Source organism: Streptomyces sp. NBC_00887 (assembly GCF_045207585.1).
The window spans coordinates 7480650-7506174 of sequence record NZ_CP108788.1; the positions used below are offsets into that span (position 1 = coordinate 7480650).

The following is a 25525-nucleotide window of genomic DNA, read 5'->3' on the forward strand; positions in this document are numbered from 1 at the left end:
GACAAGCGACACCGCAACAGGGGAGAGGGGCGCCATCACCATGGCCAGCAACCGAGAGGCCGACGGCACCGGCGAGCACGGCGGCGAGGCGAGCCCGTCCAGGCCGGGGCCGCGCCCCACCCCCGATCCGCCGAAGACGAACCGGTCTCTTGAGGAGGCCGCCGCCCGGAACCTCGCCCGCCCCGCCGGAAACTTCGGCTTCCTCCGGGCCGAGTGGCCCGCCCTCTACGAGGAAGCCACCCGCGCCGAGCGCTTCACCTACTCCGACCCCCGAGCCGCCTGCTTCTACGCCCGCCGGGCGATCGAGCTGGCCGTGCACTGGATGTACGAGAAGGACAGCTCGCTCAAGGCTCCGTACAAGATGGACCTGAACGCGATGCTCCACGAGCCGTCGTTCCGGACGCTCGTCGGCCCCACCGTGAACGCGAAGATGGACATCATCCGCCGCCAGGGCAACCAGGCGGTCCACAAGCAGACCCCCGTACCGTCGCAAGCCGCCGTCGCCAGCCTGCGTGAGCTGTTCCACTCGCTGTACTGGTTCGCCCGCACCTACACCGGCAAGGCTCACGAACTCCCCACCGCAGGAATGGAGTTCGACTCCACCGCGATCCCCCGCCCACTCTCCGCCGAGGCCCGCCTCCAGAAGCAGGCGGAGCTTCGCAAGCAGGCGGAAGAGGACCAGCGGCGCTACCAGCAGCAGGCCGAGGCGATAGCCAAGGCTCACGAGGAGAACAACGCCCTCGCCGCGAAGCTCGCCGCTCTCCAGGCCGAGGTCGCCGCCGCGAAGGCAGCCAACCAGAAGGTCCGGGACACCCACGACTACGACGAGAAGGCGACCCGCGACACCTTCATCGACCTCCTCCTGAAGGAGGCCGGCTGGGACCCGGCACCGGCCGGAGCGGCCGACCCGGCGGGCAAGCTTACTGTCGAACGCCCGGTCACCGGCATGCAGACCGACTCCGGCAAGGGCTTCGTCGACTACGTCCTGTGGGGCGAGGACGGCAAGCCCCTCGCCGTCGTCGAGGCCAAGCGCACCCGCCGCGACCCCCGCGACGGCCAGCAGCAGGCCAAGCTGTACGCCGACGCCCTCGAAGCGGAGTTCAACCGCCGTCCGGTGATCTTCTACACCAACGGCTACGAGACCTACCTCTGGGACGACGGCCTCGGTTACCCGCCCCGCAAGATCCAGGGCTTCCTCACCCACGACCAACTCCACTGGCACCTCCGCCAGCGCGCCTGCCGCCTCCCCCTGAACACCACCCCGGTCAACGAGAAGATCGCCGGACGCCCCTACCAGCTCCGCGCCATCAAGCGCGTCGGCGAAGCGTACGAACGCGACCGCCAGCGCCAGGCTCTCCTCGTCATGGCGACCGGCACCGGCAAGACCCGTACCACCGTGGCCCTCGTCGACCAGCTGAAGAAGGCTGGCTGGGCCCAGCGCGTTCTGTTCCTCGCGGACCGCCAGGCCCTGGTCACCCAGGCCAAGAAGGCGTTCACCGAGCACCTGCCGAACACTCCGGTCGCCAGCCTCCTCGACGACAAGGCCGCATCGGCGCACGTTTTCGTGTCCACCTACCAGACGATGATGAAGCAGATCGACGCCACCGACGCGGCGGGCCGCCGCCGCTTCGGACCCGGATACTTCGACCTGATCGTCATCGACGAGGCCCACCGCTCGGTCTACGACAAGTACGGCGAGATCTTCCGTTACTTCGACTCGCTCCTCCTTGGCCTGACGGCCACCCCCAAGGACGACATCGACCGCAACACGTACAAGCTCTTTCAGCTGGAGGACGGCGTCCCCACCGACTCCTACGGCCTGGACGAAGCCGTGGGGGAGGGCTACCTAGTCCCGCCGAAGGCTGTCAAGGTGACCCTGAAGTTCATGGAGCGCGGCATCCGCTACGCGGACCTCTCCGAGGAGGAGAAGGCCGAGTGGGACTCCAAGGAGTGGGCCGAGGACGGCCAGGTCCCGGACGCGGTGAGCCGTGACGAGCTGAACAAGTTCCTGTTTAACGCAAACACCGTCGACAAGATGCTCGAAGTCTTGATGACCCGGGGCCACCGGGTGGCGGGCGGCGACCGGCTCGGCAAGACGATCGTCTTCGCGAAGAACAACGACCACGCCCGCTTCATCGCGGACCGCTACGACTTCAACTATCCGCAGGGAGCCGGCCACTCGGCGCGCGTCATCACCTACAAGGAGACGTACGCCCAGTCCCTCATCGACGACTTCTCCAACGCCGACCGGCAGCCCGACATCGCGATCTCGGTCGACATGCTGGACACCGGCATCGACGTGCCCGAGGTCGTGAACCTCGTCTTCGCCAAGCCGGTCTACTCCCGGACCAAGTTCTGGCAGATGATCGGCCGCGGCACCCGCCTGCGCGAGAAGCTCTACGGCCCCGACAAGAACAACCCCGACCACAACAAGCAGAACTTCTACGTCTTCGACTTCTGCGGGAACATCGACTTCTTCAACAGCGAGCTCGCCGGCACCGAGGGCCGCAAGGGCGCCTCGCTCGCCGAGAAGCTGCTGCAACGCCAGCTCGACCTCATCCGCGCCCTTGACCGCCGCGAGCAGCCTGACACGGGCCGGGACAGAGGCGCGGACGCCATCGCAACCGAGCATGAGATCCGCTGGGCGTTCGCCCACAGCCTCCACGAGACCGTCACTGGCATGAACCTGGACAACTTCCTGGTCCGCCCCCACCGCCGCGACATCGAGGCCTTCAGCGACTTCACCAACTGGCACCGGATCGACGACGACGCCGAGGCCGTACTCCGCGAACGCCTGCTCGCGCTCCCCAGCGAGCACCGGCCGGATGAGACCGAGAACGGTGAGGAGGCCAAACGCTTCGACCTGACCGCGTACAGCCTCCAGCTCGCGGCGCTTGAAGGCGGCAAGGAGTACGCAGCCCTGCGCGGGAAGATTCAGGGCATTGTTGAAGACCTGCTCACCAAGACCAACATCCCGGCCGTCGCGGAACAAGCGGAGCTCCTTGAAGCCCTCGCCGGTGACGACTGGTGGCACGACGTCACCCTGCCGATGCTGGAGGAGATGCGCCGCAGACTGAGGGGCCTCGCCCGGCTCGTCGACGACAAGGTCAAACGCAACATCGTCTTCACCGACTTCACCGAAGATGAAGCCGTGATCGCCGAAGCCGAGCTCAAGGGATTCCCGACCGGCACCGACGAGGCACGGTTCCGTCAGAAGGCCCGTGCGTACCTGCTGCGCCACGAGGACCAGCCGGTCGTCCACAAACTCCGCCACAACGAGCAGATCACCACGGACGACCTGGCGGCACTGGAAGAGGTCTTCCTCGCCGAGGCGGTCGCCTCACCCGAGGACCTCGAAGAGGTGCGCTCCCAGGGCGGCCTAGGCTTGTTCGTCCGCAAGCTGCACGGGCTGGACAGCCAGGCCGCCCAGCGGGCGTTCGAAAGCTTCGTAATCGGCAAGAACTTCGGTGCGACCCAGCTGGACTTCGTGTCACTGATCATCGACGTGGTTTCCAGCCAGGGCGTGCTGGCGTTGGGCGATCTGTATGAGCCGGGCAGCGCCTTCCTTGACCGCGCGCCAGGTGGCCCGGACGACCTCTTCTCCCCGGAGCAGATCGACGACCTGAACATCGTCTTCATGGAGCTCCAGCGCACCACGCAGCCGACTGCGCTTGCCGCGTAGGTGAGTACGGCTTGCCAGCTGCCTCCGCTGGCAAGCCAAACCCAAGGCGGTTCAGTGCCTACTGCCCCGTGCCGTTCGGCTCGTGGCGCAGACCGGAGGTGAACACGGCCTGGACTCCGCTCAGCGCGGAGAGATCCGCGAGAGGGTCACCGTCCACCAGGAGGAGATCCGCTCGGAAGCCGGGAGCGACCTTCCCCGTGATCTCGCCCAGGCCCAGGGCAGCAGCCGCTTGCGACGTCGCCATGTCGATGATCGAGGCGTTCGACAGACCCAGGTGCGAGTAGAACGACAGGGCCTGAGCAAGCCCGTCGAAGCCGGCACGCTGCACGCCTGCATCTGTCCCCGCGATCAGGCGGACTCCGGCGTCGGCCATCTGCCGCACCAGGTCGAACATCGCGTTGGCGCGCTCCTCGCCGAAGAAGCGGGGGAGCATCTGCCAGTGCGGGCTTACGGCCGGGCAGACGGTGATGTCCTTCGCGATGATCTGCTGAACCACGTCGGGCCGGAAGTCCAGGCCATCGCTCGACATCCACGTGCAGTGCTCGATGGTGTCGACGCCGGCCTCCACGGCTGAGGCGATGCCGTCGGCACCGTGCGCGTGGGCCGCGACAGGAACGCCCGCTTTGTGGGCTTCCGCCACCAGGGCGGCCAGTTCCTCCGCCGTGAACTGCGACTGGTGGCTCCTGGGGCCGTCCTTCGTGAGACCGCCGCCGGTGACCATCGCCTTGATGACGCCTGCCCCAGCCGCGAGGTTGCGCCGTACGAGCTCGCGGATCTCGGTCTCGCCGGAGACTTCGCCGCCGAGGAAGTGGCAGTGCCCGCCCAAGGTGGTGGCCGGGGTGCCTGCGGAGACGATCCTCGGTCCTGGTGTACGCCGATCGCTGATTTCCACAGCCAGACGAAGCGCCAGTCCGCCGCGGTCGCCGAGGTCGCGGACGGTGGTAACGCCACTGCGCAGGAGCTGTACGCTGCGCCGCCGCATGTCCTCGAACAGGGCTTCATCCGTCGAGCCCTGGAGGGTGGACACCGGGTCAGGCCCGCCATCGAAGGCCAGGTGAACGTGAGCGTCGATGAGCCCCGGCAGCACGGTTCCGCCGAACTCGAATCGAGGCACGTCGGCCCCGGCCCGCTCTTCGATGTCCTTGCGCGGCCCGACGGCAGAGATCGAGTCGCCCTCGATGAGAACGGCACCGTCTTCCAGGTAGGTCCCCGAGTCGACGAGCACTCGTCCACCGGTAATCAGCATCGTGACTCCTTGATCTTGCGAGGTCATGCGGCTGCGCGCAGTTCGTCGGATACCGCAATCAGTTGTTTCACATCCGACTCGCGGTCGCTCCCCAGCGCCATCGCGAGCGGGACCGCGCGGCGGGGCGCGGGGACCCCCTTCTCGATCCGAGCGGAGGCCCGGCGGAGCCGGGCGGCGAGCTCGGCGGAGTCGATGTTGAGGACTGCGCTGTCGTCACCCTCGTCCAGCAGGTACGGGCTGATGTCCACCAGGCCGTCGCGGCACTCCACGATGCAGCGGTGGTAGCGCCGGTGCACGCCACGGGCCCGCCATCGGTCCAGTGCAGCAGAGGATGCCGGCCTCAGCACGTTGTCCGGATACGCCTCCGCCAACAACTCCCACAGAGGCGAGAGGTGACGGTGATCACGCCGGTGTTGCAGCCAGAGTCGTAGGGAGGAGATTCGCGCTCGGGCTCCGGAGTAGGTGACACCCGCGGCGAACAGCAGGATTGATGCGACCAAGAGGAAGGCCACGGCGGCCATAAGGAGATGTGGCACGTCCACGTCTGCTGAGCGAACGGCGACGATGACGGCTCGAATCGCGCACGCTACGGCCATCGCTCCCAGACCGACGGCGGTCATCCAGAGCCCGGTGGAGTGCGGGCGTCGGGACATGCGGGCGTATCGGCGAGTCCACCGAAACGCCATGCCGAGGGCATACATGAGGTAGAGGCCAGCGCCGCCGTAGAAGAAGGCGATCTGGGGAATCGTCATGTCGGCTGTGCTGAAGCTGCCAGCGAAGACCTCGTGCGGCACCGACAGCGCAGCCACGGTGATCGCGACTGCGACGACCCCGACGAGCACGGCTTCCCTGCGTGCCCGCCGACGCCCCGCTTCTTCGTCAGCGGCGGAGTAGAGGTAGAAGCACATGAGGAAGTAGACCGTCAGGAGCAACAGGACGTTCTGGATCAGCTTCGCCGTCCCGTGGCCGGCGACGGTGTCGACTCCGGACGCGCCGCCGGGCATCGCTACGGGGTACGAGAGCGCAGCGCAGAACAGGCAGAGGGTCACCGAGCGAAGAGGTGCGTCATGCGGGCTTCGCTTCCACTGGTAGAGCTTCCAGACCAGTGCGGCCAAGAGCCCCAGGAGCAGGAGTTCCACGAGTTACAGCCATCCTCGCCGGTCGCCAAGAGCCGCCTCGACCCGGCGCAGGGCGGGATCATCAGCCGGAGGAGTGGAGTTTGCGAGCAGGGCCGACCACTCCAGGATGATCGTGGCCACGAGTTCGACGGAGCACTCCTCGCCGTCGTCATACGAGCAACGCTGGGCAACGCGCTTGACCGCCTCGGTCCCGAAGACCGGCAGCAGGGTGGCCCACCCCTCTACATCGACGGCCGCCGCGTCCTCATCAGGGGCTGCATCGGGCGGGTCTGTCTCCACCCCGCGGGCGGAGTCCTCGGCTGCCTTCTCGTTCTCCGCCACGAGGATGTGTCCGACCTCGTGCAGGATGATCCCGTCCTGGTGCAGGTCGGTCGTCTCCTGCTGGTACAGGATCACGTCGTAGGTGTCGTACTCCGCCCACATGCCCGAGGGGCCGGGCTTGGGCAGCGGAGCTGCACGCAGAAACAGAGGGCGTCCGCGCCGTCGGCTCAGCTTCTCGCAGAGGCCGTGAACGTCGAGCGGGGGAGTGACCCCGAGATCTTGCAGCTCACGCCGAATCAGCCGGTGCAGATCCTTCTCCACCGTTCGGGCCGTGGCTGTACGCCAGCGTCCAAGGCGTCGACGGTTGGCTCGGTCTTGAGCGGGAACCTTGGGCTCCGCCGCGTCTCGGCCACTATTATCCGACCACACTGAGTAATCCCTCCAACCGGCTGTGATGGCTCCCTGAGCCGGGCGACACCGCGCCCATGTCGATGACGTCCGGTTCCCGGCGCCGGAAACGACCGCAGTCGGCTGCACCTGCGCCCCCACTGACCCCCTTCGCAGGGGAGGGATGTCAGACATCCAGGGCTCGCCGTCTGCTCGGATGTCACGTACGCGAACGCGCCCTGACGCCCCGAGCGGGGCTGCCCCGCGGAGCTCTCGTGAACCTCGTTGGACAGTACGTGAAGCATCCGACAAGACCTGGCCCAAAAGTCATGATCGATTCGTGTAGGTGGCAGGTAACTTCAACCAGTCAAAGCGACCTAAAACAACCTTGTTGAATCCCGTACGGAGCTTTGAGCTGCCATTTTAAGGTCTGGCGTGAACGGATCAACTTACGCGAGTTGATTGATGACTCCGTTATCAACCTGAGACTTTCGATGAGCCTGGCGCTCTCGCAAACACCCGCGAAGTGGACAAAATGGCAGATCGGAAGGGGTGTGGCGACGGTCACTCTGGGGCAGTTCGGGCAACTGTGGCGTTTACGCTTTCAGCCATGTCGAACGCGATATCCACCCAGCCGGATAACTACCTGGAGTTCTGGAGCGAGTACCACCTGTGCACGCTGACCACGCTGCGGCCTAACGGGCGACCGCATGTTGTGCCGGTCGGTGTGACGGTGGACGCCGCCGCTGGCGTGGCCCGAGTTATCACGCGCAAATCGAGTCGTAAAGTCGTCAACATTCTCGCGAGTGGGGGCGAAGCCCACGTAGCCGTGTGCCAGGTCGACGGCGGCCGGTGGGCCACGCTCGAAGGGGTCGCGGAGGTGTGCACCGACGAGGCTGTGGTCGAAGACGCGGTGGCCGTTACGGAAAGCGATACGGTCGCACGCCGGCCCCGGACCCCGAGCGGGTGGTCATCCTGATTTCTGTCGAACGGGCACTGGGTCAGACCTTGGGCGCCCGACTTCAGACGGGCAAGGCCGCTGCGTAGCGTCAAGCGACCCGAGACATAGGCATATGCAGACCCTGAGCGTTACTCAGCCCTGAGTTTCCTCAGGGGTGGGCGCCCGAAGTGGCTCTACGTTTGCCGGTCATGACAACAAGTCACGAACAGGCGGACCCCGGTGCGGCACCCTTACCGCCCGCGAAGCCGCACCCCGCGTTGAGCGCGGCTCTGCCCGACGGCACTATGCATCGTCGCGCGCCTGGCCGCCCACCTGAAGGAGCAGGGCGGAGGGCCAGTTTCGCCGCCAGCGCTGGCCCTCGGCATCTTCGAAAGGGTCGGATCGAACTGGCTGTCCGACTCGTTGCGCGGGGCGATGCCGCAGCACAACGAGCCTTTCCGTCTATGAGGAGACCCAGTACCTCAGCTGTCGAGTGTGGTCGATGCTGCCGAGCCTGGCAGAGGCTCCGATGAAGCGCGTGACTCAGGAACTTCGGCTCCAGCACAAGTCAAGTCCGTCGTGGCGATCTAGGATTCGCGGTGGGCGATGAAGCGGGAGCCAAGTTGCTGACAGCCGATCCGTAATGCCCTTGGTCAGGCCGTACGGGGTCGGTGCAGGGCCTCGGCGAACCAGGCAACCCACCACTTCGCCGAGGCCCTGGTGATGCATCGTGCACGAGGCTCGACCTTTAAATCTCGATCGCCGCGTTTGGGTCTGCCCAGACAGAGCGAAGTTCCATGATGTCATTGAGCGGCGAGTGCTTGGCGACTTCTACGATCCCGGTGACGCAGGCCTGAATGGTTACGGGGTCGCTATCCTCGATGGCCTTGTCCAGCCTGGTGAAGAACTTTCGGTGGAGTTCTCGACGCTCCTCGAAAACGCGGTCTAGATAGTCCCGCAACCCCTTGCTCGCGGCGCGAATTCTGGCGACCTCTCTGTCGCGATCTGCGACGATTCGAGCGCGCTCGGTGATGTTGGCGTCGACACCTTTAGCGACGTCGACAATTGCGAATAGGAATTGAACAGCGTTCGCTTGTGTGACGGTGTCGAGGGAGCCTGTGGCCTTACGAACGTCAACCATTTACATGCTCCAGGTTGTAGTTGCGGTATTTGACCACCAGATACTCACCGTTCGAGTTAAGCGTCAGATCCGGACTCACCACAGTCGCGGTGGCGATATCGCCCACGCCCTTCGTAACCAGGAGCGCCGTTTGGAGCCGGTGGGCATGGTCGTCGTTGTCGAGGTCAAACCCGCCAGGCTCGCGCTCTGTCGCCTCCAGGTGGCGAAGGGCCTCGCTCGCCTGAGAAGCAAGTCCGGCGAGCACGTCTCGCAGCTCACCCACTCGTCTGTCCACGCCGCGAAGAAGCGTGTTGCGGTGATTGTAGGTGGCGATAGCTTTCTTGACGTCCGCCTCGTACTTCGCAAAGAGCTTGTCGGCATCGGACTTTGACTTGATCATCAACCCGACGGTCAGCGCAGCCGCTGGGATTGCAGTGATGACGTTGAGCCTGAGTACCCCGGCGGCAATGCCACCGCCGCCAGCTGCCTTGGCCCCGCCTCCGATTGCCGCGAGGGTGGCACTTCTTAAAGCCGCTCCGCTCAGGGTGCTGTTCGCGGTACCTGTGGAGGCGGTGGCGAACTTGGACACGACCGCGTAGGTCGCGCCGCTCAGTGCAGTGCCAGCAACGGCCGCGCCGAAACCAGCCGATGCGCTCGGGGCGGCGCTGGGGCCTGAGACGTCTGGGGATGCGTCGATCTCACGATTCGTGGGCGCTTCGCCGGCTTCGACGACCTCGCGCGCAACTATCCGCAACTGTCGCTTGTTGCGTTCTGCGAAGGCCTTCATTCGAGGCAACACGTCGTCGAGCGCTGCCTGCTGCTTGTAACCGAGACTCTGCAACTCTGCAATTGTGAAGTTCGCGACCTGGCAATGCTTCTCGTACTCGTTGTCGTGGTGCGCCTGCTGGTCAGCAATCCGGTTCTTGGCGTGGCGCTCGATGATCTTGTTGCCGGCCAGATTGACGACCGTCGTGCCGATGCCAACCACTACCGGGATCACGGGTAACTGCATCCTGCAGCCTCTGATTCTTCGATCGGGTGACGCCAACTGCAGAATCCTCGCACATGCGAGCGGAGCTGTCCCAGGACGCCTGGGATCTCCTCCGGCCGAGGGCTTCCGGCGGAGTTGGCCAAGAGCGGGCGCGGTCGGCATGAGGCGTCGGCAGGCGATTGCGGGGCGTCGAGAATCCTATGATTTTGGAGGCAGTGCTTGTCATGTTCCCAGCGCTAGCTGGAGATTGGAGCAGATCGAGAGGAAAGTAGGGGCGGCGTGCTTCCGAGTAAGTCAGAAGGTGGCGCGCTCCAGTGCGACCACGCAGCACGCGGCCGGGATTGCCTCGTTACTCGGTAACGTCCACGGGCGGGAAGATTCCCGGCAGAGCACCCGTAGCCAGCGACAGGCTCCGCCAGTTCCAGTCCTCCTCGCGCATCCATTCATCACGGCTTGGGTCGTCCTGCACATCCACCATCCGGTAGAACTCATGCAGTCTCTGCATTTGCTCGGCCTCTGGCTGGGGGCTTTCGCGGCGCAGCAGGTCGGGGCGGTGGTTCCAGTCGGCAGCGAAAAGGGTGCCGTCGGCATAGAGCGTGGTGGTTTCGCGTGTGAAGCGGGTGGTGTAGCGGTCGAGCAGGCGGGTGACGTCGCCGTACAGTCCGCTTGTGTCTTCGAGGTGCACGGCCCGCTCGATCCGTTGCAGGACTGGGGCCAACAATCCCAGTGTGACCCTGACGGATTCGAAGCCCACCACGACATAGTCGCCCAGGAGTTGGGGCTGCTGGTGGGCGAAGGCGTCCAGGAACGGGGTGTAGTAGGCCAGCGCGAACTGATCGAGGTTGACAGGCAGGTCGACGGCGCCGGGCTCGGCTTCTTCCGGGTCGATTGCCGTGAGGCGCATGGCGCCGCCCTTGGAGGGAAAGTCGACCGCGGACGCGTAGGAGATTTCCGGCACCTGGCCGGACACGGTCTTGACTGTTCTTTTCTGCGCCTCCATCGCCTGACGGGTCTCCTTGTCGAGGCGGCCTGAGCGGCCCTTGGCTTCGGCGACGACCCAGGTTCCGGAGTACCGCGGGCCGAAGAAGTCTGCCCGGCTCTGCCCTGGGGGGAAAGTTAGTCCGTAAGTGTCGGCATAGCGGGAGACGTGCATGAAGAATCGGACGGACAGGAGATGTTCCGCGAAGACCTGGCACATGGCCTGTCCCAGGGTGTAGGACAGCATGCCCTTTTCAGTGGGGTCCAGTTCGAGTGCGAGGTCGGTGCGCTTGATGCCCTTGCCGGTCCAACGGAGGTAGGCGGGCATGGCCGCGATTCGATGGATGAACTCATAGGTCGAGGACCTCCCGTGCCGGTGTCGGTGCCCCGGCGCTCTGCCTGAGACGAAGAGGGCGTGTGCCAGCACGTGGGGTGTGATCCACAGATCGGAGGAGGAGGGTACGTGGGCAGCATCAGGGAATTTTTCTGCCGTGGTGCGGACAGGGGCGGGATTGTTCAGGTTCATGCTCGCCGTTCGAAAGTCTGGGCCGGGAAGGTGCAGACCGTTCCCTCTATCTGGTGTGCGGCTTGTCCGAGGCAGGCTGGTGCGGCAGAGGGCAGAGCGAGGAAGACGCGGGCGGGCGGGGGCAGAAAGCCCGGTGTCTGGGCGAGGTCCCATTGGCAGCCCGGCTGTACCCGGTCGAGCTCGGCGAACTGTTCGCGCTGGAGAAGCAGGCCCAGGGCTGACAGGGCGGTAGCGGCGGCTTTTTCGTTCTGGGTGCGCAGTTCGTCCAGGAGAGAGAGCCCGGCCGGCAGCTGTCTGCTGATCCACCACTCCATGGTGGCGTCGCCGGGCACCCGGGCGGCAAGTTCAGTTTCCGTCCGCGCGCACAAATCCAGCGCCCATGCGCGCACATCCCGGGCAGCCTGCCAGGCGGCGCGGAGTTCCTCTGCCGAGGCTGTTGCCGCTAGTTCGTGGAGGGTGCGACGAACGTCGCCGGTTAGCATCGTCAGGCTGCCGTCGGGGCCCAGGACGGGGGAGTGCGGCACGTCGCGCACTGTGGTCTCCACGAGAGACGCGATCGGGTTCACCTCCAGGCCGGGCGACATCCCTCGCAGCAGCGCGCCGATACGGGGCAGAGGTGCGCTTCCCGTGAGCAGGGCATCAGCAGCGAACAGCGCGGCGCCCTGCGGCGACATGCGCTCAGCGCTCAGATTCTCGTCCAACTGGGCAAGTTCCGTCGGCGGCCAGGGGACACCGGCTGATTCGAAGAACGCGACGATCTGCTCGTCCACCCGGCGCGCTCGCGCGGGCACCATGACCACAGCCTGACCGCCGCGGTCGATGTAGGAGTCGACGGCGTCCAGATGCTCGTCGACGTCCCCGCCGGGCTCGGCACCGCCCGGAAGGCAGACGCCGTCGGCGGCGGCCTGGAAGGCTGCCCGGGCCGTCGGTTCCGGCACAGGCAGGCCCTCGCCGAACAAGAGCAACGCAACGTCCGACGGCCGCCTCCCTCGCCCGGAAATTCGGGCGAGACCGAGCACCAAGGCGAAGCTGGCGGCCACTGGTTGCGAGGTACTGCCCTTCCCGCGACCGAGCCCTCCACCATGCGCGTTTGCCGGGAGCAGCCCGTGACGCCTCCACCCAGACAACTGCTTGCTCGTCACTGTGAACCCATGATCGCGGGCGTGATCGATGAGTTGCTGGTCTGCCCGGCTGGGCACCTTCGTGCTGTTCACGCTGTGACCGTACCGGCGCCCCCCACACCGCCATGCCTGTTTTAGAGACCCCCCACCTTCGTCCGGTCCCTGTGCTAGCGGTCCGCTGCAATGGGCGAAGAACAGCCCCGCGCGGCAGACCGTGCCCGACTGGCTGGCTTGCCCCTGCCTGGGGGCGAGCACCTGAAACGAAGGAAAGGGATTCATCCATGGCCAGGAACGCTGATCTCCGCGAGCTGCGCACGCTACTGGTACTGCTAGCCACGGCGGTGGGACTGCTCACCGCCGGAGCCGTCGTCTTCGTCACGTTTGCCTATCCGAGGCTGGCCGAACCACTTGCCGCAAGCGCTGCTGTCCTGACCTGCCTGGCGGGCTTCGTACGGTTGATCGTCAACGGGGCCGGGGATCGTCGCTGACTGCGATGCCCGGGAGTGCCGGTGCGGTGCCGCGTGCGGATCAGGCCTAGGGTGCCCGGGTGAACGACGAAACCTTGCTGGCCGAGTTGATCGCCAGCGATCGATGAAACTCGCCGGAGCTCTGCTGGCCCAGGGGGAGCTCGGCGATCGGACGTTGGGGTTGCTGAGGGACGCGCAGCGGATCCTCTCTGGAATCGGCGGCCTGGTACGGCCCGGCGAACTCGCGGAGGCGTGCACAGCGCGGCCGACGCGTTGCTGCTGCGGCTGCCCGGCGCGCTAGACGAGAGGAAACTGTCACTTCCCAGTGACCCTGCCAAGATCAACTACGGTTCAGGGCGCGCCTTCGATGCTCGGCCTCCAGGCGCCTGAGTCACACGGAGTGTGACTGACACGGGTAAGGGAGAGGGGTGGTGACCGAGTGCCCGGAGTGCACTCCGGGCAGGCCGTGACTCGCCCCTAAGCAGCAGATGCGTTTAAGCGAATCTCCTTCCCCTCCTGGCGCAAGGCCGACCTGCGGCCGTGCGGTACGTACCGCACGGCAGTGCCGTTTCCAGGGATCGAGGCGGACGCAGCGGGATCCAGCAGGATGTGAATGTCCGTCTCTGTGGTGTTTCCGCAGGTGAGGCGCGTCACTCGTTTGGGTTCGAGTCCCACCCGCCCCACCCAGCGTCCCCGGGCAGAATCGTTCTGACCTGGGGAAACGTGTTTTTCGAGGGCATTTTGCGTGTGGCGTTCGCCTCGCGGTAGCGCGGCGACCGCGGTTCCTCACCCTTTGAAGGCGAGCTCTGGGCGGCTTTGACCTGGAGTTTTGTGGCGACGTGGCCGTGGGAGCGTCGTGGAACGCTCCCACGACCGCCGACGCCATGAAGGTACGGGAGCATCCCTCGCCCCGACCGGCGCGGAAGGCGCGCGCACACGACTGGTGTCTACGCCCTCCGTGCGGGTGCGGCCTCGTGGCATACTTCGAGTATGGCGACTCGGAAGATCACGATCACGGTGCCGGATGAGCTGGTCGAATCGATCAAGGGGCGTGTCGATGCCCGGGGGGTGTCCGCCTACATCGCGGCAGCCGCGGCGCATCAGGATGCGATGGACCGGCTCCGGGAGCTGACGGATCGCTTGGAGGGCGAGTACGGCTCGGTCACGGCCGAGGAGGAGCGGGCGGCGCTGGAGCGCATCTCGGCCGTCGACGCTTGGCATGACGAGAAGCGCTCGCCCGGCGCCGCGGCGTGAACCGTTCGAAGCGCGCCGGTGTCTCATCGGCGCGTCGGCGTGCCTTCGTCCTCGACTCCCAGGCGTTGTCCAAGACAGTCCAGGGTGACCGTCAGATGGCGGCCTTGATCAAGGCGGCGCCAGGCCTGGACATCGCTGTCGTCACCAGCGCGCTCACCACGCTGGAGGCGTGGAACCCTCAACAGGGTGCACGCCAAGGGCTGTGGGACTGGGCGTTGTCCCGGATCGACGTGGAGCACACCGACGACAAGGTGATCTCCCTGGCCCGCAGCATGATGAAGACTGCTGGGCTGCACGGGCACAAGTACGCCATCGATGCCGTCTTGGCTGCCGTAGCCATCAAGACGGCGGAGCGCGGCTTCGAGGTCACTGTCTTCACCTCGGATGTCGACGACATGGACAAGTTCCTGGCGAACCATCCCATTCGGGTGGAAAGGGTCTGAGTGTCAGCGCCGGAGTCCTCCGCCTCAGGTGCGGCGGAGGGGCGAGGAATGTATCCCGGGTACCGTGAGGGCCGCGGTGACGACGGCTCGCGCCACCGGCAAGTTGTCCGCTATGGGCGGCTCCCCTTCGGCCAGACCCCGCGGGCTTTGGACGAGGCGCTCGCCGGCGGCACACGCGGCAAGGTCCTGGTCACCACCGACCCGAAGGCGGTGACCACCCGTGGCGGAGTCCAACGTCCGCCCCCGCCCGACCACGTGGGCCACGGCGCCCAACCGCCGCATCGTCGTAGGTTCGAACACGCTCGTCCACCGCGACCTCGGCCCCGAGAACGGCGTCCCGCTGGTCCTGCTCACTCACCTGGGCGCCACCCTCGACGAGTGGGATCCCCGATTTGTCGACGCGCTCGCCCGCGACCGCCGCATCGTCGCGCACTCGACCTCCCCTGGGTCGGCGGATCCACCGGCCGTGTCCCGGGCACCGTCGCTGCGATGGCGCGTGCGGCGGAGGGGTTCGTGGCCGCCCTCGGCCTGACCGGGATGGACCTGCTCGGATTCTCGCTCGGCGGCTTCGTCGCCCAGCAGGTGGCCCTCGATGCGCCGGGACTCGTGCGCCGCCTCGTTCTGGCCGGCACCGGCCCCGCCGGGGGCACCGGCATCGACCGTCCGACCGGAGGAGCCTACGTCTACTGGGACATGGCCCGTGCAGCGTTGGCCCGCACCGATGCCAAGGAGTTCCTGTTCTTTCCCCGCACCCCAGCGGGCAAGGCGGCAGCCAAGGCTTACCTCGCGCGCTTGCACGAGCGCGGCATGGACCGTGACGCCCCCATCACACGGGCGTCCTTCCACCGCCAGATCACCACCATCCGGGGCTGGGGCCGGGCTGAGCCGCAGGACCTCTCCCGCATCGGCGTCCCGACGCTCATAGCCAACGGCGACCACGACCGCATGGTCCCCACCGAGCTGTCCCACGACATGCACGCCCGCATCCCCGACAGCACGCTGATCATTTACCCAGGGGCCGGGCACGGCGGCGTCTTCCAATACGTCGACGAGTTCGTCGACGCCGTGCGAGCCCACCTGGACACCGACAGCTGACATCCTGCGGGGCACGCTCGCGCCCGGCGCAGCCCAGCGCAACCCTGGGTGACCGGCCGACTGGCCGAGGGACCACGCGGTGAGTCAGGAAACTGACTCGCCCCAACGGACTTCCAACCTATCCAGAGGCCAGCTGTAGCTCACCACGGGTCTACCGCGGATCGCCTTGTCCACCAAGTCCGTCCCGAGCCCCAATGCTCAGCGCGAGGTCGGCCTCGCTCAGCAGGTGAACCAGCGACGCCAGACGGCTCCGCGCCTCACCCGGCGGGCGACATCGTCACCGTACAGACCCCTGCCGCTCTCTATTTCGGGAATTACACCGTTCACCGTGCAGACCCCCGCCCTGCGCGATCGCAGACACCGCTAACCGGTCGCCGCCCGGACCCTCACCGCTGCCGCGATCTCGCTGCGTCGCAGGAGTGTCCGGTGCACCCTAGCCACAGGATATTCAGGCTTCCGGCGGGCTGCTCTTGGCATCTGCTGGGGACTTCACCGCACCGGCATTTCGTTACAGAGTGTGACTGGCCGCAGTGGGGTGAGCGGAAAGAGGGCAGGGCTGCCCGTCGAACCCCGGAGTGATTTGGAGATACTGAAGGGCGAGCGAGACCCGCCCGTACGCGATACCGGTGATGTGCGGTCCGCGGCGAGCCCCCAGCCGTGCCCGTGACCAGGCTGGGGGGTCGTCCCGGAGACGACAGCGGGTGTCAGCCGCCGGCCTTCACCTTGGCGGCGGTGGCACCTGTGGTCGTGGCGGCGGTCGTCGGGGGCTTGAGCTGGACCCAGCCGGCCTTGCTCGGTGCGCCCTCCTCGTTGAGGAGGAAGAGCATGTAGTGGCCGGGCGGGGCCGCAGCGGCGGTCGGGGGGGCCTGAAGCTCCAGGAAGTTGCCGCTGCGGCTCTTGATACGCAGTTCGAGGTGACGCTGGCTGGTGTTGATCGAGTGGGTCGCAGTGGTCGGGGCCAGCAGCACGGCGCGGGTGACGTCGCTGGGCGTGCTGGTGCTGACCGTGATTTTCTCGTTGTAGCCGACGCTGGGGTTGAAGATCAGGCCGAGCGAGGGGCGGCTGCCCTGGTGGAGGTAGGCCGGTTCGTAGATCTCGATGCTGCCGTTGTTGTCGTCGGTGATGTCGGGGTCGTTGGCGAGCTGCTGGAGCTCGTCGCCCGTGATCATGACGCGGCCGTCCGGGAGGACCACGCCGTTGGAGTGGTAGCCGCGTGGTAGCCGCTGGGCGGGGCCGAGCTTCCAGTCGCCGTTCTCGTCGCGGAGTTCGATCTGGCGGTACTTCAGGTCGGCGTTGGGGTTGTATGGTCCGTTGCCGTAGTCGCGGATGTCGAAGGCGCCGTTGACGGTGAGCAGGTTGCCGTCCGGCAGGAGCAGGGTGTCGTCCTGGGTACGGCCGAAGGCGCGGGGCTTCTCGGTGTTCCACTTGCCGCCGGCCAGACGGTAGGTGTTCGGGTCGTTGCGGTCGCCGCCGAGAACGAGGACCGAGTCGGGGCCTCTGAAGCCGGCTGGCAGGGGGACTGCGGAGCCGTAGTTGCGCCTCCACTCCCCGCCGTCCGGGCCGGGCTTGTCCTTGTTGATGTCCGGGCGGTTCGGCAGGTCGGTCTTGGAGTCGGCGACGGTGTCGAAGAGCCATTGCTGGTCCGTGGAGCGGCCGAGACCGTAGATCTTCCCGTCGCGCAGCGAGAACAGCTGCGGATAGTCCCACTTGAACGGAGCTTCGGTCTTGAGCGTGTCCATTCCCCAGCCGATCGGCTTGACCGACTTGTCGAAGGGCACCGGGTGGTTCGCGGCGGGGAAGCGCTCGACGACAGGGGTGGGGGTGCCCCAGCCGAGTTCCGACTGACCGGACATGATCACCTGACGTCCGTCGGCGCCGGTGACCACGCTCGGGTACCACCGGCCGACGGACATGTCCTTGTTCAGGTACCAATCCTCCGCCCAGGGGTCGAAGACCAGGGACAGTTTGGCGCCGGAGCCTCCGTTGCCGCCGAGGTTGCCGCCGAAGACGCCGAGCATGCCGTTGGGCAGGTAGGAGTGGCCGGCGCAGAAGAACGGGGCCGGGCGAGGCTCGTTCTTGCCGTCGGGCATGTTGATGACCGGCGGCTTCTTCTCGGAGAACGCGCTGGGGCCGGTCCCCTTGGTGGGGTCCCAGATCCAGGCGCGGCCGGCGTTCTCCTTGCCGATGGTGTCGGTGGGGGCGGGTTCCTTCTGCGGGTTGCTCTCGATCCGCTCGAAGGAGAACAACAGGACCTTGCCGGTGGGCAGCAGCGCGATATGGGCCGCGAAGTCCGGAGACTGGAAGTACTCGCGGAACCGGCCGAACTCGGCGGCGTCGAAGGACGCGTTGGTCTTCTCCTGGGAGGCGGTCAGCGCCTTGAGCCGCGCGGAACGGGTGGTCTGCGGGTACTCGCCGACGCCGGCCAAGGCCGCCCGGGTACGGGCGTGCTCCTCGGCGTGCTCCTTGCCGAGCGTCGCCGCCTCGTCCGGGTCGACGGTGGCCGGTGCGGTTGCCGCCCGGGATGCAGGGCCGTACGGAAAGGCATCGCCCTCCTCGCCGTGACCGGTGTGGGCGAGTACGGGGCCTGCCGACACCAGGGCCACTGACGCGGCCATCGCGGTGGCGGCGCAGACCGAGATCGCCGTGGCGAGCCGTCGACGGGTTGGCAGGGGTGGATTACTGCGGGACATGGGACTCCTTGCTGCGGAGAGGACGGCGCGGCGTTCCGACCGGGGTACGCGTCGGGGGACTGGCTGCGCCGGGACTGCCATACATTCACACACAGTGACGAGGTTCAGTGTTCCGGTGTGTCACCCGGCTGTCGCCCTGAGACATGCAGGCGGGTGATCCCGACCGCCCGAAAGCGCCCCAATGCACCTCACGCGCCGCTGACCAGTGCAGTCATGGACAGCGAACGGGTGACGGACGGCCTCATCGCCGGTCGGGCAGTGGAAGAGTATGCGAGTGCTGCGTACTTTATTGATTACTCTGCGCAACATCGGCGCGTGGAGGTGTCGATCTTCTGGAGAGAACATGGTGGACGGTCTCAAGCTGCGTGAGAGCGACGACATCCAGGGCGATGTGATCGCCGGCTTCAAGAAGGATCAGATGACCCTGCTGTTCCTCAAGTTCGAGGACCCGGCAAGGGCGCGCACCTGGGTCAAGGGACTGGAACCGCAGATCTCCACAACGAGGCAGGTGGCGACCTTCAACGCCGCCTTCAGCAAGGCCAGGAAGGCGTCGGTCGGCGACGACCCGAAGGCGCTGAAAGCCACCTGGATCAACGTCGGTTTCACCTGCGAGGGTCTGCGGGAGCTGACCGGAAAGGACCCGCTGCCCTCCGTCAAGCCCGGCAGCGGCCTGGAAGCCTTCAAACACGGCTCGGACAAGCGGGCGCTCGGGGACACGGGCGACAGCTCGCCGGAGATGTGGCTCTTCGGCAACGGCAAGGGCCAGGTCGTCCACGCCGTGCTCACCGTCGCCTCCGACACCGTCCAGGACCTCCAGGCGACGGTCAGACAGCAGCGCGAGGCGTGCGCCGCGGCCAAGATCGTGATCGTGTTCCAGCAGGACGCCGCCACACTGTCCGGCAGCCGGAGGGGCAAGGAGCACTTCGGCTTCAAGGACGGCGTCAGCGAGCCCGGCGTGATCGGCTTCGACGAGCCGGACCCCGTCAAGCCCGAGTACGTCAAGGGCCACCACGGCACCCGGCTGATCCCGCCCGGCGAGTTCGTCGTCGGCCACGACCGCATTGGCGGCGTGCCGCACGAGACGCCCGACTGGGCCGACAACGGCACCTTCCAGGTGGTGCGGCGGCTCGGCCAGGACGTCCCGGGCTTCTGGGCCCAGGTCGCCGGGCAGCTGAAGGTGCTCAAGGGGGCCAAGGTGGTGCCACGCGAGGCCACCTCGGAGTGGCTGGCGGCCCGCCTCGTCGGCCGCTGGCGATCGGGCACCCCTGTCGCCACGTGCCCCAACGCCGACAGGCCCTCCAACGCGCTGGCCGGCGACGACAACGACTTCGGCTACCGCAACGACCCCGAGGGCTTCATCACCCCGCTTTTCTCGCACCTGCGCAAGACCAACCCCCGGGACGGCCTGCAGGAGAAGCCCGGCGATCCGCCGTTCGACGAGAATCCGGTGATGGACCGCCGCCGGATCATCCGCCGCGGCGCCCCGTACGGCGCACCCTTCGACCCCGCCGCGGAGGGGCCCGGCGGGCCCGACGAGAAGCGCGGCCTGCTCTTCGTCTGCTACCAGTCGGACCTTGTGCAGCAGTTCGAGTTCATCCAGAAGGCGTGGATCGACAGCCCGGACTTTCCGCCCAACCGGCCCAACAAGCCCGGCCCCGACGCAATGGTCGGCGCCGCCGGAAAGCTCAGCTACGAGACCCCCGGCAAGACCACTCAGCTGAGCCTGAGCCAGTTCGTCGTCACCGAGGGGTCCGTCTACGCCTTCGTGCCCTCGCTGACCCTGCTGCGGCTGCTCGGTGACGGCCGGCTCACCGACATGCCGCCCGCCGACGTCCGGCCGACCGACGCCTTCCTGCCCGTCCCCGACATGCAGCGGGTCGAGGGCAAGAGCTGGTACTGGGCGTACGGGACAGGCAGCGACGGCGCCGTCTGCCGGACTATGTCCATCGCCGACGGGGACGAGCACAAGGACGTTCGTGAACGCCCCGACCGGCCGCTGACTACCTGGCCGTGTTACGCCGGGGTGGAGAAGGTCGACGCGATCCTGCCCGTTCCGGACGAGCAGCGGATCGACGGCCGCAGCCGGTTCTGGCTGTTCCATACCGTCGAAGGCCGGCAGGTCTACCGGAAGATCTCGATCGCCGACGGCGCCGAGTCCGGACTCCCGCCCGAGCGGACCGCCGCGATCGACCTCCCGGACCGCTCGCTCTCTGCCTGGGTCTCGTTCAACGGCATCGAGAGTGTGGACGCCTTCCTGCCGGTCCCCGACATGCAGCGGGTCGACGGCAAGAGCTGGTACTGGGTGTTCCACACCTTGATGGGCCGTCAGGTCTACCGCCTCATCTCGGTCGCCGATGGCAGGATGCACCGGGACAACCTCGAACGCGGCGACCGCGGCCTCGACCTGTGGCGATCGCTGGACGGGCTCACGCGGGTCGACGAATTCCTCGCGGTACCGGACATGCAGCGGATCAACGGTATGAGTCTGTTCTGGGTGTTCCACCAGGACAAGTACCGGATCATCGTGATCCGCGACGGCCATGGCCACGAGGACCAGGTCACGGTCGAGGACCGGCCGCTGACGATGTGGAGGTCCCTGACGGGCTGACCGGCCCCGGGGCTCATCACCGCCCCACAGAAACGAGCTGCGCACGTTTCTGCCAACGGCAGTCGCCGGCGTCCGCGACCAGGACGTCGGCGCCTCTCACGAAAGGACGGCACTCCTGTGCTGGTTATCAACAACCCTCTGCCGGAGCGCGACCGCGAAACCGCGGGTGCGGCACTGCAGGCGACCCTGGCCGACCTTCTCGATCTGTCCCTGGTGGCCAAGCAGGCCCACTGGAATGTGTACGGCCCGCGATTCCGCTCGGTTCACGTCCAGCTCGACGAGGCCGCCACTGTCGCCCGGAACCACGCCGACACGGTGGCCGAGCGCGCGGCCGCCCTGGGCGTCAGCCCGGACGGACGGGCCGGGACCATAGCGGGAACCAGCGGCGTGCCCGCCTTTCCGCCAGGCTGGACCAAGGACAGCGACGCCGTGGAGGCTTTGGTGCACGCGCTCTCCGCAGTGACCGAAAGACTGCGTGAGCGCATCGTCGAGATCGGCCCGGTGGACGTGGTCACCGAGGACCTCCTCATCGGGCTGACGGCTGATCTGGAGCAGCAGAGCTGGATGTTCCAGGCGGAGAACCGGGTCTGATCAGTCCCCGGTTCCTGCGAGGCGATCTCCGCCCTGCGCTCCTGGTGCGGGCGGAGATCGCCTCGCGGACAGGAGCGTCGGCGGCTCCAGGTCTGGTTCGCGGCATCGGTGCGAGGCCACAGTGGTGTTCGCCCTTGCCGACGTCCAGGCCGAGATGATGTCGATGTCGCCGGTGTCGATCACGTGCATCCTGCAGCCGTGCTTCCGCCCGGCCTTGTCCACGGCGCCGATCGCCACATGCACATGATGAAGAGCCTCCCGACCTGCGAAGAGCCGGTGGTCCTGCCCCTAATGGGCGGTCGGTCAGTGCCGCCGGGCTCGGTGACACACCCTCTCGGATCATGGTTGACAAGGGGGGAAGTCATGCCGAGCCCGGAGGTCGGCAGCCCCAGTGCGGGGCCACGAAAACGGGCACCGGGGCGGGTCGGCAGCGCGGCGACACTGCTGCCGAAGTAGTGGGTGTGCACGTCGATACGGGTGCCGGACACGCAATCGCCTTAACTGGGGACACGGGACAAGACGCGCCGAACATGCCCGCCGGGGACCGGCCCGCTCGCTGCGGCGGTCCCCGGCGGGCTCTGCCTTGTGCAGGGCGGCCCAGTCGGTGGATCTGCGCCGGCGGCATGGGGTGGTGGGCGGCAGTCGGCGGTCAGCTTTCGAGCCGGGTGCCGCGGCGCCATACGGCCCGGGTGTTGAGGGTGTCGCTGATGGTGGTGGTGGGGTCGCCGTCGACGAGGAGCAGGTCGGCGCGCAGGCCTTCGGCGATGCGGCCGCGGTCGGTCAGGGCGAAGCGCCGGGCGGTGGTGGAGGTGGCCGCGCGCAGGGCCTGTACCGGGGTGAGGCCGGCCCGTACGAGGTACTGCAGCTCGTGGTGGACACTGGCGCCGTGGGCGAGTCCGCCGAGGAACGGCAGCGCCATGGACACATCGGTCCCGGCCAGGATGTCGACCCCGGCGTCGTGCAGCGCGCGCACGGATGCCAGCACGTCGGTGATGTTCCCCTGCGGGTAGTGGTTGAAGCTGCTGCGCAGTGTCTTCGTCCAGGCCTTGTCCAGCCGGGACGCCACCCGCGGGTCATCGGCCAGCTCGTCACCGCTGATGCCCATCATCGAGGCGTCCAGAACGACGCAGGGCACGACGAAGGCTCCCGAGTCCCGGATCAGCGTGATGATCTCGTCGGTGTGCGGGCCGTCCATGAACAGGTGGACCAGGCCGTCGATGCCGGCCTCGATCGCCATGCGGGTCGCGTCGATCGTCAGTGTGTGGGCGACGGTGAGCATGCCGAGCCGCTTGGCCTCGGCGACGCCCGCGTCCAGGGTTGCCCGGTCGAGCATCGGCAGGCCGGGGTGGCCTTCGACCGAGCCGTCGTCGACCATGAACTTGATGTAGTCCGAGCCGCGTTCGATCAGCTGCGGAATGAACCCGACGGCTTGCTCGGGGGTGGTCGAGAACGGCATCAGCGGCGCCGGCCCGGCCGGCCGGGCCGCACCGGGCGGCGGGCCGGGACGGAAACCCTCGGGGAACAGTTCGCTGGGGTGGCCGCCGGGCGGGGTGATGCCGAATCCGGAGGAGCGCACGTCCGCCAGGGCATCGTTACCGGTGATGTGCGCACGGTTGTCGGCGGTGTTCGTCCCCTGCATCTCCAGCTCGGTCGTCACCCCGAACCGCAGTGCCAGAGCTAGAGACTCCGCATTGGTGTGGACGTGGGCGTCGATCAGGCCGGGCAGCAGCGTTCCGCCCTGCGCATCCACGATCTCGGCTCCCGCGGGCGCCTGCCCGCCGACCGCGAGGATCCCGGTGGCGTCGAGGACGACGGTGCTCGCCTCCAGCGTCCGGTCGCCGTCGAAAACCCGTGCGTTGATGATGGCCGTGGTGCTCATGGCTGTTTCCTGTCGTTGTCCGTCCGAAGCGGTCACCGGTCCTGCCGGCCCCACCAATCTCCTGCGAAAAGCAGATGCATGCATTATGGCATGCAATTGTTCTTCGCAGCGATCTAGGGCTACGCTGTCAGGTGTGACCAGGGGAAACGAGACTCAGGACGACGCACTGCTGGACGCGGTCGGCGCGGCGTTCGCCCGACTGCGCCGCCGCACCGCCCTGGTGGACGTCGATCCACCCGTCACGCGCAAGGACATGGCCCGCAACCAGGTCATCAACATCGTCGACGAGGCCGACGGAGAAATGACCGTGGGCGGCGTCGCCTACCAGCTCACCGTCGACTCCTCCGTCGCCAGCCGGATGGTGAGCGACTGCATCACCGCAGGTCTTCTCGTACGCGCCGCCTCCCAGCGTGACGGCCGCCGTACCGTGCTCCACCTCACACCCGCAGGCACCGCCCTGCGCGACCGCTTCAGCAGCCAGCACCGACAGGCCTTCGAGCACATCACCCACGACTGGCCCCAGGCCAAACGCCTCGAATTCGCCCGAATGCTCATCGACTACGCCGACGCCGCCGCCGAACTCGGCACCCGCACCACACCCTGAACGGCCACGGACACGCCCGGGAGAGTCCGCACCCTCACCAGTCCAGCCGTGGACACCGTCACCTCCGTGCGGCCCATCGTGGTATGCCACCGCCGTCGTGCGGCTCCTCGCCGATCGGACGCCGGTCCTGCTCGAACACTGCGCGAGCACGACCACGTACTGGCGGACGGCACCCTAAGCGAGTGCGACCGCCTGGGCGACGGAAGCGCCTATCGCGCCCACAAACACCGGCGCCACGGCGTGGACGCGAGGATCGTCACCGATCCCGAAGGGTCGGCCTTCTGTGGATCTCGCAGACCTCGCCGGGCCGCGCTCAGGAACTGACCGCCGCGCGCACCCACCGCCTCATCCGAATCCGCGAGCGCCAGGACGTTCCGATCGTCGCCGACCGCGCCTGCACCGGTGCTGACTCCTGGGCCGCGCCACCCGCTCAACGGCGAACTGTCACCGACCGTACGGACGCTGAAGCGGGCACTCGCCCAGGCCCGCGCACCTGTCGAACGAGGCGTCGGCCGCCGGAAGCCCCGGCGGATTCTCCACCGGAGCCGCCGCAGCCCGAGCCGCACGACGGACATCGCCGCCACGGCCCCGCGCTGGAGAGGCGACGCCGAAAGGACTCGATGGACCCAGCGCAGCGACGTCATCGCTGATGAGGACCCGCTGTCACCTCATTCGCGGCGACGGACGCTACCAGATCCGGATCTTCGTGATCTTGTGGATGGAGAGGTTTCCGAAATGCCACTTGTCCACGGTCCCGCTGGTCGCCGGCTCGCCCAGCCTCGGCACGTAATCGAACGTGACCTTGTTGTCTCCGGTCCAGATCCGGTCCACGCCGTAGATCGCCACGCTCTGCACGCCCGCGTTGGCGAAGCAGAGGTCGCCGCCTGCGTTGTGAAGCTTCAGGAGACCCAGTCCATTGCAATCGGTGCGGTTGATGGCGGACGCCGACGAGGCAGGCAGCACGACGGCCATAGCTCCGGCCGCCGCGACTACCGCGAGGCGTGTGATGAAGCGCTTCACCGGTGAGTTGTTCCTTCCATGGTGGTGTGGTGCCGCCGAGAGCCGCAGCGCACGGCGGCATCGCAGGGACGCATGCACGTCCCATCAGCGCAACGTGGAAAAGGGCGCTCCGGTTCACCACTTGAGCGTCCTACTCTGGGCGCGGTCGCGATCTCCCTCAGCCGTTCACGCGCCCGATTCAGACAGGCAGGATCGGCCACAGCGAACGCTGGGTGTCGTGCTCCTGCGGCGTGAGGGCGACTGCATCCGGGTGGATCCAACACCCTGCTCGGCGGGACCGTCCTGCCGGGCAACGTGGCTCCTCGGCCGCTGTCGGCGGCCACGGGATTCCCGCAGTGCCGACACGGCGCAAGGCGCACCCCGCGTAGCCAACTCACTCTTTCCGGGGGCCGGAGCAGCACTCCGGCCCTTACGGAACGGCGAGAAAGCGACAAGGTCTCGCCAGGGGATTCCGGCGAGTGTGTGAGCCGTTCGGCCGCGTAT

19 protein-coding genes and 2 pseudogenes are annotated in these 25525 nt (G+C 67.2%); 11 read left to right on the forward strand and 10 right to left on the reverse strand.

Features of this window, described 5'->3' with window-relative positions; all coding sequences use genetic code 11:
• Positions 1 to 40: 40 nt before the first annotated feature.
• Positions 41 to 3682, forward strand: a complete 3642-nt coding sequence (locus OG844_RS34095) for a DEAD/DEAH box helicase family protein (protein WP_406395576.1) — start codon at positions 41 to 43, stop codon at positions 3680 to 3682.
• Between the two features lie 58 nt (positions 3683 to 3740).
• On the opposite strand, the gene OG844_RS34100 is transcribed toward OG844_RS34095, so the two are convergent.
• From OG844_RS34100 to OG844_RS34110, 3 genes are read right to left on the reverse strand one after another with little or no spacing between them, the layout of a single operon-like run.
• Positions 3741 to 4928 (reverse strand): amidohydrolase family protein, encoded by a 1188-nt coding sequence (locus OG844_RS34100; protein WP_406395577.1) that lies wholly within the window; start codon positions 4926 to 4928, stop codon positions 3741 to 3743.
• A gap of 23 nt (positions 4929 to 4951) precedes the next feature.
• The gene (locus tag OG844_RS34105) at positions 4952 to 6067 is read right to left on the reverse strand and encodes an MAB_1171c family putative transporter (protein ID WP_406395578.1); all 1116 of its coding nucleotides are present in this window, start codon (positions 6065 to 6067) and stop codon (positions 4952 to 4954) included.
• Between the two features lie 3 nt (positions 6068 to 6070).
• Positions 6071 to 6649 carry a hypothetical protein gene (locus OG844_RS34110; protein ID WP_406395580.1) on the reverse strand — a complete coding sequence of 193 codons (579 nt, stop codon included), beginning with the start codon at positions 6647 to 6649 and terminating at the stop codon, positions 6071 to 6073.
• Between the two features lie 676 nt (positions 6650 to 7325).
• Between OG844_RS34110 and OG844_RS34115 the strand changes: the two are divergent.
• Positions 7326 to 7762: pseudogene (locus OG844_RS34115) on the forward strand (pyridoxamine 5'-phosphate oxidase family protein).
• A 641-nt stretch (positions 7763 to 8403) separates the two neighbouring features.
• On the opposite strand, the gene OG844_RS34120 reads toward OG844_RS34115, so the two are convergent.
• The 4 genes from OG844_RS34120 to OG844_RS34135 all read right to left on the reverse strand — a co-directional run bounded on the left by OG844_RS34120 (position 8404) and on the right by OG844_RS34135 (position 12208).
• The gene (locus OG844_RS34120; RefSeq protein WP_406395582.1) at positions 8404 to 8796 is read right to left on the reverse strand and encodes a hypothetical protein; all 393 of its coding nucleotides are present in this window, start codon (positions 8794 to 8796) and stop codon (positions 8404 to 8406) included.
• Positions 8789 to 9775, reverse strand: coding sequence for a hypothetical protein (locus tag OG844_RS34125; protein ID WP_327436096.1), 987 nt, complete (start codon positions 9773 to 9775; stop codon positions 8789 to 8791). The genes OG844_RS34120 and OG844_RS34125 overlap by 8 nt, the downstream gene beginning before the upstream one ends.
• Before the next feature lie 340 nt (positions 9776 to 10115).
• Positions 10116 to 11072, reverse strand: coding sequence for a hypothetical protein (locus OG844_RS34130; RefSeq protein WP_406395584.1), 957 nt, complete (start codon positions 11070 to 11072; stop codon positions 10116 to 10118).
• A gap of 194 nt (positions 11073 to 11266) precedes the next feature.
• Entirely contained in the window at positions 11267 to 12208 is a 942-nt protein-coding gene (locus tag OG844_RS34135) for a hypothetical protein (protein WP_406395585.1), read from the reverse strand.
• 464 nt (positions 12209 to 12672) lie between these two features.
• Between OG844_RS34135 and OG844_RS34140 the strand changes: the two genes are divergently transcribed.
• The 5 genes from OG844_RS34140 (at position 12673) to OG844_RS34160 (ending at position 15650) form a co-directional block, all read left to right on the forward strand.
• Complete coding sequence (locus tag OG844_RS34140) at positions 12673 to 12879, forward strand: hypothetical protein (protein ID WP_383789889.1); 207 nt, start codon at positions 12673 to 12675, stop codon at positions 12877 to 12879.
• A gap of 969 nt (positions 12880 to 13848) precedes the next feature.
• Positions 13849 to 14112 (forward strand): hypothetical protein, encoded by a 264-nt coding sequence (locus OG844_RS34145; RefSeq protein WP_406395587.1) that lies wholly within the window; start codon positions 13849 to 13851, stop codon positions 14110 to 14112.
• A 65-nt stretch (positions 14113 to 14177) separates the two neighbouring features.
• Positions 14178 to 14555: a hypothetical protein gene (locus OG844_RS34150; protein WP_406395588.1), complete on the forward strand. Its 378-nt coding sequence runs from the start codon at positions 14178 to 14180 to the stop codon at positions 14553 to 14555.
• A gap of 220 nt (positions 14556 to 14775) precedes the next feature.
• Positions 14776 to 15087, forward strand: coding sequence for a hypothetical protein (locus OG844_RS34155; protein WP_406395589.1), 312 nt, complete (start codon positions 14776 to 14778; stop codon positions 15085 to 15087).
• Positions 15045 to 15650 (forward strand): alpha/beta fold hydrolase, encoded by a 606-nt coding sequence (locus tag OG844_RS34160; RefSeq protein WP_406395590.1) that lies wholly within the window; start codon positions 15045 to 15047, stop codon positions 15648 to 15650. Before OG844_RS34155 ends, OG844_RS34160 begins: the two co-directional genes overlap by 43 nt.
• A 704-nt stretch (positions 15651 to 16354) precedes the next feature.
• Here OG844_RS34160 and OG844_RS34165 read toward each other — a convergent pair.
• Positions 16355 to 18340: a galactose oxidase-like domain-containing protein gene (locus tag OG844_RS34165; RefSeq protein WP_406395592.1), complete on the reverse strand. Its 1986-nt coding sequence runs from the start codon at positions 18338 to 18340 to the stop codon at positions 16355 to 16357.
• A gap of 343 nt (positions 18341 to 18683) precedes the next feature.
• Here OG844_RS34165 and OG844_RS34170 point away from each other — a divergent pair, with 343 nt between their 5' ends.
• The gene (locus tag OG844_RS34170; RefSeq protein WP_406395593.1) at positions 18684 to 20948 is read left to right on the forward strand and encodes a Dyp-type peroxidase; all 2265 of its coding nucleotides are present in this window, start codon (positions 18684 to 18686) and stop codon (positions 20946 to 20948) included.
• A 117-nt stretch (positions 20949 to 21065) separates the two neighbouring features.
• Entirely contained in the window at positions 21066 to 21539 is a 474-nt protein-coding gene (locus OG844_RS34175) for a Dps family protein (protein ID WP_406395594.1), read from the forward strand.
• A gap of 649 nt (positions 21540 to 22188) precedes the next feature.
• Here the strand turns inward: OG844_RS34175 and OG844_RS34180 are convergent.
• A complete protein-coding gene (locus tag OG844_RS34180) occupies positions 22189 to 23418 on the reverse strand; it encodes an amidohydrolase family protein (RefSeq protein ID WP_406395596.1) in 1230 nt (409 codons plus the stop codon).
• 133 nt (positions 23419 to 23551) lie between these two features.
• Between OG844_RS34180 and OG844_RS34185 the strand changes: the two genes are divergently transcribed.
• Positions 23552 to 24022, forward strand: coding sequence for a MarR family winged helix-turn-helix transcriptional regulator (locus OG844_RS34185; RefSeq protein WP_406395598.1), 471 nt, complete (start codon positions 23552 to 23554; stop codon positions 24020 to 24022).
• 82 nt (positions 24023 to 24104) lie between these two features.
• Positions 24105 to 24601 (forward strand): annotated as a pseudogene (locus OG844_RS34190) (transposase family protein); the annotation flags it as partial.
• Between the two features lie 108 nt (positions 24602 to 24709).
• Here the strand turns inward: OG844_RS34190 and OG844_RS34195 are convergent.
• Positions 24710 to 25042 (reverse strand): beta/gamma crystallin domain-containing protein, encoded by a 333-nt coding sequence (locus OG844_RS34195; protein WP_406395599.1) that lies wholly within the window; start codon positions 25040 to 25042, stop codon positions 24710 to 24712.
• Positions 25043 to 25525 lie beyond the last annotated feature (483 nt).